The 13,530-nt window shown below is 58.4% G+C and carries 10 protein-coding genes, 1 tRNA gene and 1 pseudogene; 6 read left to right on the plus strand and 6 right to left on the minus strand.

Translation table 11 applies throughout. The features are described 5' to 3' along the window. Positions 1-436: 436 nt before the first annotated feature. Positions 437-1,255 carry a class I SAM-dependent methyltransferase gene (locus tag JOD69_RS13525; RefSeq protein ID WP_077731448.1) on the minus strand — a complete coding sequence of 273 codons (819 nt, stop codon included), beginning with the start codon at positions 1,253-1,255 and terminating at the stop codon, positions 437-439. A 438-nt stretch (positions 1,256-1,693) separates the two neighbouring features. Here JOD69_RS13525 and JOD69_RS13530 point away from each other — a divergent pair, with 438 nt between their 5' ends. From JOD69_RS13530 to JOD69_RS13550, 5 genes are all read left to right on the plus strand, one after another. After that, positions 1,694-2,104: a gamma-glutamylcyclotransferase family protein gene (locus JOD69_RS13530; protein ID WP_086135099.1), complete on the plus strand. Its 411-nt coding sequence runs from the start codon at positions 1,694-1,696 to the stop codon at positions 2,102-2,104. A 265-nt stretch (positions 2,105-2,369) separates the two neighbouring features. Beyond that, complete coding sequence (locus JOD69_RS13535; RefSeq protein WP_077731446.1) at positions 2,370-2,705, plus strand: STAS domain-containing protein; 336 nt, start codon at positions 2,370-2,372, stop codon at positions 2,703-2,705. Positions 2,706-2,718: 13 nt separating this feature from the next. Then, a complete protein-coding gene (locus JOD69_RS13540; RefSeq protein WP_086135087.1) occupies positions 2,719-3,150 on the plus strand; it encodes an ATP-binding protein in 432 nt (143 codons plus the stop codon). 94 nt (positions 3,151-3,244) lie between these two features. After that, entirely contained in the window at positions 3,245-6,604 is a 3,360-nt protein-coding gene (locus JOD69_RS13545; RefSeq protein WP_086135086.1) for an NAD-glutamate dehydrogenase domain-containing protein, read from the plus strand. 170 nt (positions 6,605-6,774) lie between these two features. Further along, positions 6,775-6,851: transfer RNA gene (locus tag JOD69_RS13550), tRNA-Arg, on the plus strand. Between the two features lie 102 nt (positions 6,852-6,953). On the opposite strand, the pseudogene JOD69_RS13555 reads toward JOD69_RS13550, so the two are convergent. From JOD69_RS13555 to JOD69_RS13570, 4 genes and pseudogenes are all read right to left on the minus strand, one after another. Then, a pseudogene (locus tag JOD69_RS13555) lies at positions 6,954-7,090 on the minus strand (transposase); the annotation flags it as partial. A 204-nt stretch (positions 7,091-7,294) separates the two neighbouring features. Then, positions 7,295-7,705, minus strand: a complete 411-nt coding sequence (locus tag JOD69_RS13560; RefSeq protein ID WP_139841138.1) for a hypothetical protein — start codon at positions 7,703-7,705, stop codon at positions 7,295-7,297. A 261-nt stretch (positions 7,706-7,966) separates the two neighbouring features. Next, positions 7,967-8,305, minus strand: coding sequence for a DUF3147 family protein (locus JOD69_RS13565; protein WP_077731960.1), 339 nt, complete (start codon positions 8,303-8,305; stop codon positions 7,967-7,969). An 84-nt stretch (positions 8,306-8,389) separates the two neighbouring features. Continuing rightward, positions 8,390-9,709 carry a hemolysin family protein gene (locus tag JOD69_RS13570; RefSeq protein ID WP_086135085.1) on the minus strand — a complete coding sequence of 440 codons (1,320 nt, stop codon included), beginning with the start codon at positions 9,707-9,709 and terminating at the stop codon, positions 8,390-8,392. A gap of 524 nt (positions 9,710-10,233) precedes the next feature. Between JOD69_RS13570 and JOD69_RS13575 the strand changes: the two genes are divergently transcribed. Continuing rightward, a complete protein-coding gene (locus JOD69_RS13575) occupies positions 10,234-11,895 on the plus strand; it encodes an alkaline phosphatase PhoX (protein ID WP_086135084.1) in 1,662 nt (553 codons plus the stop codon). A 48-nt stretch (positions 11,896-11,943) separates the two neighbouring features. Here the strand turns inward: JOD69_RS13575 and JOD69_RS13580 are convergent. Next, a partial coding sequence (locus JOD69_RS13580) for a tetratricopeptide repeat protein (protein WP_210023993.1) occupies positions 11,944-13,530 on the minus strand: 1,587 nt, incomplete at its 5' end.

Genomic DNA, 13,530 nt, shown 5'->3' on the forward strand with positions numbered 1-13,530 from the left:
AAACCCCTCTCCCCTTGGGCAGAGCGAAGCGAGGGAGATGAGGCCGGTCGGGGTTAGCTCCCCGGTAATTGATCAGGGAAGCATTTGTGAAGGCCTATGTTTGCTCTCCCGGTTGCTATTAATCAGGCCCGTAAATACCCTCCTGGTATTTCGGGCCGCCGCCCAGGCCCGGTACACGCCCGGCCTGGGCTCACGCGGCTTGTCGCCGCGCCGGGGCATCCCTGCCCCGGATTAACCCGGCCTATATTTATAGGCCGGGTTAATAGATTGGGCATCGATTCGCAACGGCCAATGGGAGTGAAACCTGATTTGCCGGGATTTGCTTCACTCTTCCAGCCCACATGGACTGCCCCTTTTCCCGTTGGAGACCAACGGCCGCCGAAGGCGGTCGGCTGGAACGACGAGTCGGGCATTGCAGCAAGCAGGGGGCGGGGCACTACTTTACGATTTGAGCGCTGAAAAGTATCCGGCCGGCCAGAAATGGCGCCATCGGCTTAAATAGAATGAGCAGAATGCGATCGATCTTTGCAAACAATTCAGATTGATCGGGGATAATTCTCGTAACCAGAAAGTTGAAGTGCTTCTCAAAACGCCGCGCCTGCAGAGGCTTGGTGATCTCGGCAAGGTCGCTTTCATTGAGTTTCCGTTCATCTTCCGTGATATAGGGCTTCTCGGGACCATAAATCAATCGTCGCATGCGCGGATACAAGAACGACTCAACAAGAGAGGAGCGGCGGACCTTCTCGGTTATAGAATGTGAATAAATCTCGTTCACAATGAACTGAGCCCCTGGCTTTGCCACGCGAACAATTTCGCTCATGGTTTCGGGGATGTTGACGTGGTGGAGGATATCTCTGCAAATCACATAGTCAAAACTGGCGTCCTTGTACCTCATTCGTTCAGCGGGCATTTCGTCGAAGGCGATCTCCAAGCCCTCGCGAGCGGCGAGGGTCCTCGCGATCTGGAGCACGTCCGGACTCAAGTCGAAAGCACTTACTTTTGCACCGAGTTTGGCGAGCCGTAGAGCGTCGTCTCCGAAGCCGCATCCTACAACCAGTACATCCTTGCCCTTGAGATCGCAACTCACAAGGTAGGCGTACATCTGCCAGTAGGCGTTCCACCATCGACGACCGGGGTTCAGAAGCACATCCCACGAAAACGGCTCGGCAAGAATCGCTCCGTGTTTCTTCGCATGTTCTCGATGATAGTCGAGCTCTCTCTGCTGCCGTTCCGTTAGCTCAGGTTTCATGTTCATGAGTTGTTCCTATAGTAATGCTCAACTGGAAATAACACTCTAAGCGGCACAAACCATTGCACCTTCGAGGTGGAAAATGTTAGTCATGTGCCTGTATTGATACAAGCGTAACCTTGATTGAGTGTTACAAGCCGATAAGTTGTCGGGTTTCATAAGAGTCTGAGAAGGGAGGAGTAAATAGGATGGAACGGCTACAGGAGGTCGTGAGGACGTGTAAGGGGCAGTGTAAAAATCTGGCTTTTGTCATCTGTTTCTGTTTAAGCGATTCCGGTCTCCACAGTGGGAATTGACCAAGCCTACTGAGCCGGAAGGACGAAGACAAAGACGAACAAGAAAATCCTGACTCCTTTTCCAACGACATTGGGCCAAGGGCGCAGTCCCTTGGATCAGGGCCGGCGGCCGGTTAAGCTTCCGTTCTTTGCTCAACGTACTGCCGTCATGTTCAAGATTTTCGCCTATGGCACGCTCCAGGTTCCGGAGGTAATGCGAGCCGTCACCGGCAGTGTTTTCCCATCGCAACCGGCCCGGTTACATGGTTTTGCCCGCTATCGTATTCGCAACCGGGTCTATCCAGGACTTCGCAAAGAGACGGGCAGCTTTACCGACGGTGTACTCTACGAAGATGTCTCGGCACGCGCGCTTAAAGATCTGGACGCGTTCGAGGACGACTTTTATCGGCGCGAAACCCTGACCGTGGTCACCCGCACGGGGATTCAAGCCGATGCGGAAGTTTATATCGTTCCGCCCGCGCATTACCGGCTGCTCGTCCGGCGGAGCTGGAATCTGGAGGACTTCAAAGAAACGTGGCTCCGTGAATTTTTAACTCATTGCCGCCGTCTAAGTAATTAAACCAATCGTTTCACGCCGGTAGTTCCGGCCCGATAAGAACATGTGAACGGTAAGCTGCTGCAAGATCTGCTCTCGATACGACTCGCAATCGTCACAAGTCCCCGGATTACAAGGCGCTGAAACACGACCCGATTGCCGCGCCGGTATTCGGCGCGAAAACTTACCTACAAGAACTTTGCGCCTATGTCTTTGCCGATGAATTCCACGTTATTATTCTCCGTGCAACTTGTCCTATAGAAACAATTGCGGATGCTGGAGCCAAACGATGAATATCTCGACTGAAAATCGTAACGGCAGGACCATCCTCAGCCTAAAGGAAGAGCGCCTCGATGCGCACAACTCCGGCGAACTGAAGGATTACATCCTCAAGCTTTTGGAAGACGGTCACACGCGCTTGGTTATCGATTTGTCGGGCGTCCGTTTCATCGACAGCTCAGGCTTGGGCGCTTTGCTGTCCGGTTACAAGAACGCTTCCTTGCGTTCCGGCAGCTTCGTACTGGCGGGACTACAGCCGCGTGTACAATCCATGTTCGAGCTTACCCGCTTGCACCGGGTGTTCGATATCTATCCCAGCCTTGGGGAGGTACCGAGCAGCAACTAGCCAGGAGATTTCGATGGGCGGCGAAACCGACATTATCAACGTCGAAATTGTGGTCCCGAACGAAACTCGGTATTTGAGTTTAATCGGCAATATCGCCGAACAGGTGGCCAAGACTTTGGATGTCTACACCGGCGACCGCGATGCGCTTGCCTATCATCTCAACCTGGTTTTGACCGAAGCGATGGTCAACGCCATTCAGCATGCGGCACCGGGCGACGCGAACAAGACCGTTAGGGTGTGCATGCGCATAAGAGACAAGGATCTCCGGATTTATGTATACGACCATGGTCAGGGTTTCGATTTGAATGCCGTACCGCCTCCTAATCTCGATGCCTTGAACGAACGCGGCCGGGGCATTTTCTTTATGCGTACATTTATGGATTGGGTCAGCTACCGTAAGGCGGACAACGGCAACGTGTTGGAAATGTACAAGAGGCTGGCCTAGACCTCATCAATCGGCCGAACTCGGATGCGGCGAAACTCTAACCATCCCAGCCGAGAATACAACCGGCATTCCGATTCGGCAGGAGAAAAAGACTATGCCCTGGGAACGCAGCTTCAGAATTTTTCTCGACCAGGCCGCTCGGGAATTCCACCAAACCGCCCCCTCGTTTCCTTATGAGCAGGCTTTCTCCGCCGAATACCGCGCGCTCGTTCCTCCACAGTTGGCGACTCGTGACGCATTCAAGGTAGAACAAGTCATCCGAACCGGCCGGGAAGCCGTCGACCTGTGGGAACCCGACCGGCAACTCGGCGATCCGTTCCATCGCCTTCAGCTTTACGGGCTGCGCGAGCGGAGCCTGGACGAGATCATTCCGATCCTCCAGGACCTGAACTTACGGGTGGTCGATCAGGTTCAGTTCAGGGGCGAGATCGGATCACAGCGCATCTATATCCGCAGCTTCTCGGTCAAGCCCGCCGCGGACGGTTTCGATTCCCTGATACCCGTCAAAGAGCCGTTGCTGGAGGCCTTCATGGCACTGCTGACGGCACGGGCGGACAACGATGCCCTCAACGGTTTGCTGCTGCTGACGGGGCTTTCGTGGAAGGAAATCGACGTCTTCCGCGCTTACCGAAACTACTATTTTCAGCTCGGCAGCCGTTTCGGCCGTTTCCGCTTTCATCAGGCACTGCTCAACAATCCCAAAACGGCCCTGCTGCTTTTTCACTATTTCGAGAGCCGCTTCAAGCCCGACAGGCGCTGGATCGATCTCGCCCGGCGCGAGGACGAAGCCATGTTGCCGATCCGCATGGAACTGGGCTCGTCGCTGAATGAGGTGGAAGATTCGAACGAGGACCGCATCCTCCGCGATCTGTTCAACCTCATCGACGCCACGCTGCGGACCAACTTCTACCGGAGGATGGATCAGCCGGACCATTTCGTCGCCTTCAAAATCAGCAGCCTCGGGATCATCAACATGCCGGCGCCGAGGCCGTTGTTCGAAATCTACGTCCATTCGGCGCTGATGGAAGGCATTCACCTGCGCGGGGCCAAGGTGGCTCGCGGCGGCATCCGATGGTCGGATCGGCCGGACGACTTCCGCAGCGAGATTCTCGATCTGATGCAAACTCAGATGATCAAGAATTCCTTGATCGTTCCGCACGGGGCCAAGGGCGGATTCATCGTCAAGCAGACGGCGCGGGATCCGGCCGATCGCGAGCGGCTGGTCCAGGAAGCGTATTCCACACTGATTCGCGGGCTCTTGGACTTGACCGACAATCTACAAGGCACCGTCGTGTCGGGCCCCTCCGACGTCGTGCCCCACGACGATGCCGATCCCTATCTCGTGGTCGCCGCGGACAAGGGGACGGCGCGGCTGTCGGATCGTGCCAATATGATCGCCTCGGAGTACGGATTCTGGCTTGGAGACGCCTTCGCCAGCGGCGGCTCGCATGGTTATCACCACAAGAAGCTCGGCATTACCGCCCGCGGCGCCTGGGAGTGTGTTAAGCGGCACTTCCGCGAATTGGGCCAGGATATCGACACCCAACCGTTTACGGTGATCGGCATCGGCAGCATGGACGGCGACGTGTTCGGCAACGGCATGCTGCTGTCCGACAGGATTTGCCTGCGCGCCGCCTTCAGCGCCAACCATATCTTCCTCGATCCGAGTCCCGACCCGGCGCAGTCCTATCGAGAGCGAAAGCGCCTGTTCGATCTTCCCTACTCCAGCTGGGACAATTACGACCGCGGCTTGATTTCGCCCGGCGGCGGCGTGTTCCGGCGCGATGCGAAGGACATTCCGCTTTCTCCGGACGTCCGCGAGTGGCTCGGGGTACACCACGCCACGGTCGACGGCGAAGAACTGATCCGGCTAATGCTGACTGCTCCGGTCGATCTGCTCTGGCTCGGCGGCATCGGAACCTACGTCAAAGCGAGCACGGAGACCAACGAGGACGTCGGCGACAAAGTCAACGACAGCACCCGCGTCGACGCCAATCAGGTCAAGGCGAAAGTCGTCGGCGAAGGGGCCAACCTCGGATTCACCCAACTCGCCCGTGTCGAATACGCTCGGAGCGGAGGACGCATCGATACCGACGCGGTCAATAACTCGGGCGGAGTAGATCTGTCCGATCACGAGGTCAATCTCAAGATCCTCATGACTCTGCTGCAACACAAAGGATTGATCGTCGACCGCGAGGAACGCGACCGATGGCTGGCGGAAGTCAAGGACGATGTTTGCCGTTCGGTCCTGGCCAATAATTATTGGCAAAGTCTCTGTCTCTCGCTGGACCACCAACGCTGTCTACAGGATGCGGAACCGTTCCTCGAAGCCGCCGCGCGGCTGATCAACGCTGGACTGCTCGACCCGGCGGTGGAGTCGTTTCCGTCCCGCAAGGACATCGCGGCACGCTCCCAACAAGCCTTGACCCGACCGGAACTCGCGGTATTGATGGCTTACGCCAAACTAGCCTTGAAGCGGGCTTTCTTCGATAACCCCGAGTTTCTGTCGGCATCCTGGGCCGGGGATTGCCTGGCCGGCTATTTTCCGGCCGCAGTACGGGAGCGTTTCGCCGAAGCGCTCGACGAACATTCGCTCGCCATGGAAATCACCGCCACGGTGATCTGCAACACGCTTATCAACCAGGCCGGCGCGGGCTTTCTGGTTTGGGTCGACGAACTCGAGCCCTCTCTCCTCAATCAAGCCGTCAGGGCTTATCTCCTGTTCGACCGTGTACTCGACGGACGTACGTTGCGCTACAAGATCTGCGCTCTGGACGATCGAATCGCAGCCGCTCGGCAGCTCGAGCTTTTGCTGCGTTTGGAAAGCCTTCTGAACTCGTTCTGCCTGTGGGCGCTGCAAAAAGGCAAAGCGCTGCATCCGAGTCCCGAATCGGTAGCCCTGTGGCGCACGGACCTGGCACAGCATCTAGCTTATCTGGCGGAAAGTCTCGCAACGAGCGAGCTCCCGGATTACGAGCAGCGTATCTCGGATTCGGAAGCTTTGGGCTTCACCGTAGAAGAAGCCCGTCTCATGGCGCTCATGGAACGGCTGCACAACTTTCCGGCCTTGGTCGACTTGACCGCCCGCACGGGCGAGCCGCTTTCAAAGGTAGCCGAACTGAACGATGCGGTCGCCGACTATTTGGACTTAAGACGGCTGATTCCCCGGCTCGGGGACGTAAAACCCCGCAACCGCTGGGAACGCCGGGTACAAACTGCATTACTGGAACGGCTGAAGTCCGGCTCGGTCCGCTTCAGCCTCGCCATGCTGCGCGCCGGATTACGCGATCCGGCCGCATTTTTCGCCGGACCGCGTCTCCAACAACGCCTGGCGAAACTGCGCCGATTCGGACGGGAACTTAACGAATCTACGGAAGTCTCCCTGATTCCGTTCACTGCCCTGGTTACGGCGTTGGACGCCTTGCGGGAAGCCTGCGACGATCCCAGCGATTGACCGGACGCTCCAAGAGATTTCCCCTCGCCTTTGCGGGAGGATACAGTCGAAATCACGCGGCAAAATATGAATTTACTGGCCTTCGGGCGGGTCTTAGAGGTACACTATAGCCGCTTTTTTCAAGCTATCCGCCTGATCTAAAAGCCTTTACGGCAAAATCAATCCGCTCCGCCCCGGTAGCTCAGTAGGATAGAGCGTCCCCCTCCTAAGGGGAAGGTCGTACGTTCGAATCGTATCCGGGGCGCCAATTAAATCAATCACTTAGCTAAACCTTGATGGTCTTTCACGACCGTCAACGTGATTATTTCGTGACTTATCCAAGAAACTCAACGCAGCCCTGGTATTTTCCCAGTTTTGAAAAGGCCTGCTCGATAGGATTGAGATCCGGACTATGGGGCGGCAGCGCCTTGAGAATGGCTCCACGGGCTTCGATGGCCGTGCGAACCTCGTTGCCGCGATGCGGGACAAGTTATCCCAAACGACGATAGAGCGTGATTTTCCAGGTCTCGAAATTACGGTTAGAGTACCCGCCGTTCGATAGCCCATCTTTTTGGTTTCAAGCGCGAAAAGTCCAGTGTGTCTTCGGGCTTGAAACAACTCAACAACCACCGGCTGAAAGAAGATTTCACCGGGGCGGCGGGCATGAGGAACTTGCGCCTTCGTCGCAGTGGAAGACGAAACCCTAAACCTTCAATACAGGATGATCCGTTTACACTGATTCTGGTCGGCGAGATACGAAAGAGGCAAGAAAGGGGTCCCTGCGATCAATCCAGCGAAAGTGCCGAAGAACCAGGAGGCATTGCTGAGCGCTGATGCTATCGGCGGGGGGTGTTCCGAACGAGGTTTCGGGGTGATGAAATAATCGATGGGGCCGCCCACCAGATAAAGCGGAAGAACGGCAACGGCTGCCCCGATGCCGACAAGGTGACCTACGACGGTGGCCGGCATACACACGATGGCGTTTCGTCCATACGGACCCTGCTCGAAAAGCTTCTCGGAGAACCGGTAGGCGGGCAGGGCTTCCGGATGCTGTTTCGGACTGACCGCGCATCCGGTTAGAACGACCATAGCCAGAAAGACGAGCATTCGTTTGTATCGCACGTTCGCACCTCTCCATGAATCGTCATCCGTATCGTGCCGAAAGGCGTGAATCGCAGCCAGACTTCCTAAAGGATGCGCTCGGGGTAAATTGCCGTCAAGCAATGAGCAACGTAAGAACGTTCCGGCAAGGGTACTGGGCCGAGTACGCTGTATCGTAAGTTAGGATGAACCGTTCGGCGAAGGATTGAGCTCGATCGTCTCGCCAAGTCTCGCCAATATGGACAAAAATCGCGGCCTGGCCTTTCAGCTCATAAACCACGCCTATTGAAAAAGGCTCCGCAGCAATAACGCCAAGCCATAACACACGCTGGTCGTTATCGCCGCAAGACCCAGTGCGAGCCAGAAATTCAGCGCGCATTCCAGCAGCAGAGGCAAGATCCAGAAGAAGGCCAGTGAAGGTATCACCAGCCAGACGATTTGCCGCGAAAGCTCGGTTATCAGCTCGGTATCCCCGGTGTCGACATAGAGCCAGATGAGGGCCAGGATCGACGTGACGGGCAGGGAAGCAATGAGGGCGGCAACTAGACTACTCCGTTTCGCCGTCTCGGAAATGGCCGCGATCAGGAGGGCGGATATCAAGACCTTGATGGTGAAGTGCATGGGCTGTTTTTGTCGGCGTTCTGGACGAGGGCCGAGTGAGTATGCCAAAGTCTGGCGGCCGCGCAGCACTTTACGAACACACGCTCAGGGTTGATGTGCGGATAGGGATCTGGGTTCATGCAGTTGCGAGACCAGTATCTTGTCCACCCGGTTGCCGTCCATGTCGACGACTTCGAGCCGCAAGTCCTCGAATTCGAAACAGTCGGTGGCCTTGGGCACCCGGCCAAGTCGCAGCATGACGAAACCGCCTACGGTGTTGAAGCGTCCGTCGCGTTCCTCCGGCAATTCGTCCAGATCGAACAGTTCCTTCAGACGGTCGATGTCCACCATGCCGTCGATCAGCCAGGAACCGTCGTCCCGGCGGACGATGTCCGGTCTGTCCGCCCGCCCCCCGGCGGGCAAATCGCCGACGATAGCCTCTAAAACATCGCCAAGGGCCACCAGTCCATCGATTTCGCCGTATTCATCCACCACCAGCGCCGTGTGGAGATGGGATTTCCTGAACTCTTCCAGCAATTCCATGAGTGTCAGGGAATCCGGCACGAACAGCTCGTTGACCGCGATGGCGCGCAAGTCCGGCCGATCCCCCTGAAGCACACGATCCAACAGGTCCTTGGTTTTCACGAAGCCGACGACATCGTCTAGGCCGTCGTTGCACAAGGGCAAAACCCAGTGAGTGTGTTCCAGGATGCGCCTGCGGTTTTCCTCGAAGGGCTTCTGGAGATCGAGACAGACGATGTCCTTGCGCGGGGTCATGATGGCACCCACCTTGCGGTCACCCAGGCGGAGGATGTTTTCCATGAATTGTTGCTCCGCTTCTTCGAAAACCCCTTCCTCGGTACCCTGCTCCAGCAAGATCTTGATTTCTTCCTCGGTGACCGTGGGCTCCTTTTTCGGTTTGATCCGCAGCAGCCACAACACCAGTTCCGTGGAGAGGCTGAGCAGTTTCACGGCCGGCAGCAACACCAGGGACAGCCCGTGCATGGGCCTGGCGATCCACGCGGCGATGCGCTCGGGGAAATTGAGGGCGAGGCGTTTCGGCACCAGTTCTCCGACGATCAGGGAGAGATAGGTGATGACGACCACGGTGACCGCCAGCGCCAGTTCCTCCGCATAAGGCGCGAGCTGTGGAATTTGCTCAAGGTAGGGTAACAGCGGCTCGGCAATGGCGTCCTCGCCCAAGGCGCCGCTCAGAATGCCGATGGAGGTGATGCCGACCTGGATGGTCGACAGGAACCGGGTCGGTTGCTCGGCCAGTTCCAGTGCCTTGGACGCCCCGCCGCTCCCGCCCTCCGCCAGCTGCTGCAAGCGCACCCTGCGGGCGGACACAATGGCCATTTCCGACATCGCGAATATGCCATTCAAGAAAATCAACAATAAAATCAAACCGAATTCAAAAGCCATTCGTTAAATACTCAAACCAAAAAAATCGTAGCTGTTGATCTGGAAGCTGTCTTCAAACTGCCGCGCGTCGCCATACCGGCTTTGCTCAAGGGCTCGAAATGCGGATGAAAAACATCCCTGTTTCTCACTCACCACATCTCTGTGGTTCGCCCCTATGGGCGGCCAAGCCGTGCACCAATTTGCCGGGAGCAAACCGGAACGTGCGAAGCACGACCCGGAGGACGAGCCTCAAGGAAGAGGCGAGTAAATCGACCTCGCCACGCTACGCTGTCCCGCTTCGCTCGCGAGTCCGGGGCAGCCCGTCCCTGGCCTGCCCGCTCGTCGCGTTGCGCCTCGCCCTGCCGATTTGTCACCTTGCCGGGTGCGCTATTGCGCGTCCCATTTCTCTCCATGGACTCTACCAATCCAACGGCTTGTCATCATTTAGTAATGACACCGTAAATTAATCGTCAACGATATGTAACAGTGCTCGCCTATCGTCACGCTCTCAAGCATCTGGTTGGGCTAAAGCTACGAGCAGTGTAATGATGAGCGACCGACAATCTCACATTCAGCGGGAAAGCGCCGGCGGTAAGCCATCAAATTACCGATCCGGTAATCCCACCTTCCGATCGATTTCGGCAAAGCGCCCGATTCAGAGCGTGGTTTTAAGAGGTGGCACGGCGCGTGCCCTCTCGTCCGGCCTTTTGGAGCAATCAGGCACATTCAACGCGCTCTTGGCAATCCCAGCGTCAAAACCCGGAGAACAGCCGTCCCTTCGCATCAATCCGTCGGTATTCAATGCGACACCGGTAATGCGAACCGCTACCGCCACAGCATCGGCCGAACACGCTGAAAAGCAGCTCATTCTCTGGAGTCCACCGCTAGCAGGCAGCCATTACGCAATCAACGCCAAACCCGCTCCCGGCGACGAACCGGAGCTGCAAATCGGCTCCGAGCATTACGGGATGTATCTTTTTCCGATGGCCCGCGCCACCTTGACCTCTCATGGCCTTCTTTGCGCTAACCGCCGATATCTTAGCCAGCGGCTGCTGCATCCCTGCACGATTATCGGCGGAAAGCGTCCGGTCGACCCGATATCGAAAAAAGTCGCCGCTTATGGCGTGACTATCATGGAAATCAAAAAAGACGGCGCAGGTGAATGGAGCGTAATACCCGGCAAATACAATCGACGGATCACCGACAGCACGCCGGTGGACATTGCGGGGCCGGCGCGAGGTTCCGGCTTGCTGAAAACCGAGTACAGCCCGGACGGAACCAAAACCCGCGGAGTCTTCGTCAATTGCGCCTATAGTTTCACGCCTTGGCGAACCTATCTGGTCTGCGAAAGAAACTGGGCCATATACTTTATCAACCGAACCGGTCGTCCGCGAGAACATGCGCGTTATGGCATCAATACCGGCGGCGTCCGCCGTGAGTGGAGCGAGGACGACAGCGGCACCGGCGAGCACGCCCGCTTCGATGCTTCGGCAAGAGGCGCCGACGCCGCGGAAGATTATCGCAACGAACCAAACTGTCAGGGCTGGATTTTGGAGATCGACCCCTTCGATCCTGAAAGCACGCCCAAGAAACGTACCGCCATGGGACGGCTCGCCCATACCGGCGCCTGGCTGGCACCGGTGAAGGAAGGTCATCCGCTGGTCTGGTACATGAGCGATGACGACCCGGACGAGTACATCTACAAATTCGTCACCAAGGCTCGGTTCCACCGGCGAACCGCCAACGGCGACATGCTGGACGAGGGAACCTTGTACGCGGCACGGTTCAACGAGGATGGGACCGGCGACTGGCTGGCTCTGGACTTGGGCGATTCTTCCTTTCGAACCGCTGCCGCAGCTCGATCTGCGGTATTCAAGAACCAGGCCGATGTTCTAGTGAATACTCGTCTGGCGGCAGATGTAGTCGGAGCGACCGCGATGGACCGTCCGCAATGGCTTTCCGTCCATCCTCTATCCTGCGAGGTCTATCTCGCGATGACCGACGATCCCGACCGCACGGCACCAGGCACGCCGCGCGCCCCGAACAGCTGCGGCCACATCGTTCGCTGGAGCGAACAAGACAATCGCTCCTTTGCCACGAAATTCAAATGGGATCTCTTCGCAATTGCGCCCGAGAGCGACGCCCCCGCGCAGTCCGAGGCTCATGGTCCGGAGCGCTTGCCCAAGCGGACGGCTTCGCCGGCCTGAGCAACGTACGGATCGTTCCCTGAAAGTCTTCCCGGCCCGCGCATCCGCTTAGGTGGACGAATCGCCGGAAAACTGGCTCAACGCGCGTTGGGCGTCCTCGCGACCGATATAGTCGCCTTCGGTCCTAACGGCCTTTTCCAGGCGCTCCTTGGCCAGGGCCTTATCGCCCGCCTGGAGGTACACCATGCCGAGGTGATACTGGAAAATGGGTACCTCGGGCGCCTGCGCCACGGCCTTTTCCAACAGCGGCCGCGCCGTCGTCAACTCGCCCAACTGCCGGTAAATCCAGCCGAGCGTGTCGAGGAACGCGGGCTCGGTCGCCGTCTCGAACCGCTGGGCCAACGCCAGCGCCCGCTGGAGTTTGTCGCGGTCGGCCGCATCCAGGCTGAGCAGGGCGGCCAGGTTGTTGCGCGCCAGCGCGTCATTCGGGTTGCGGGCCAGGACCGCCTCATATTCCGCCATGGCCCCCGCCCAGTCCTTGCTGCGCTCCAGGACCCTGGCCAGTCCCATCCGCGCCGCGCGGTCCTCGGGCGCCGCCGCCAGCGCCCGCCGGTAGGCCGCCGCCGCGCCCTTCAGGTCCTTTTTCTGCTCATGGACCGCGGCAAGGTTGTGGTACGGCAGCCGCCATTGGGGATGGATCTCGATCGCCCGCTCAAAGGCTTGGATGGCCTCCGTCTCCTGGTTCCGCGCCAGATGGTAGAGCCCCAGTAACTGGTGGGCGGTCGGGTGCTTCGGATCGTCCTTCAGGGCTTTCCGGATCCGCGCCAGCGCCTTCTCCGGCTGCTGCGCGGCGAGGTGGAGCCCGACGATGGCCTTCAAGGGCTCGTAGTCGTTTTGGGCGCGGGAAAGCGCCGTTTCGTATTCCGCCAGCGCCGCCTCGGGCTGTTTCCGGCTTTGGTAGAGTTGGCCCAGGCGGAACGGCCCGACGGCTTTATCGGGGAAGCGGTCCTTGATCTCCTTGAGGAGCGGCTCCAGGGCGTCCGTCTGCTGGCTCGCCACCAGCAGGTCCGCCTTGAGGTTGAGCCCGTCGAGGTGCTTCGGCTGTTGCTTGAGGAATTCGTTGAGCTTGTCGAGGGCCAGGCTGGGGTTTTTTTGCCCGACCAGGAATTCGACCAGCAGTTTCCTCAGCCGGTAGTCCGCGGGGTTCACGGCCACCGCCTTGTCCAGTTGTTCCTGGGCCAGGGCGGGCTTGCCGTCCAGGAGATAGGCCTGGGCCAGCCGGGTCAGCACCTCGGTCGACTCCGGCTGATCTTTCAACAAGGCCCGGAACGCGGCGATGGCGTCCTGGGCCTCCCGCCGCGCCAGCGCCAGCCGGCCTTCAAGCGATAGCGCCGGATGGTCTTTGGGGTTTTCCGCCAGCACCTGTTTCACCAGGTCCCGCGCCTCGTCGCTCCGCCCGCGCTTCGCCAAAAGCTCCGCCAGCTGCGTCATGGCCTTGAAGCCGTCCGGCTGGTTTTCGTGGTCGGCGATCAGGGCGCGGTAGACGCTTTCCGCCTGATCGGCCTCGCCGAGCTGTTGGTGCACCTGGGCGAGCCCGAAACGCAGGGCGGTGTGCGTCGGGCGGGCCGCGATGACCGCGGTCAGTTCGCTGACCGCCCGCGCCCCGTCGCCGCGCTTCACGAAAAACTCGGCGAG

The organism is Methylocaldum sp. RMAD-M (genome assembly GCF_017832375.1).
Classification (GTDB): Bacteria; Pseudomonadota; Gammaproteobacteria; order Methylococcales; family Methylococcaceae; genus Methylocaldum.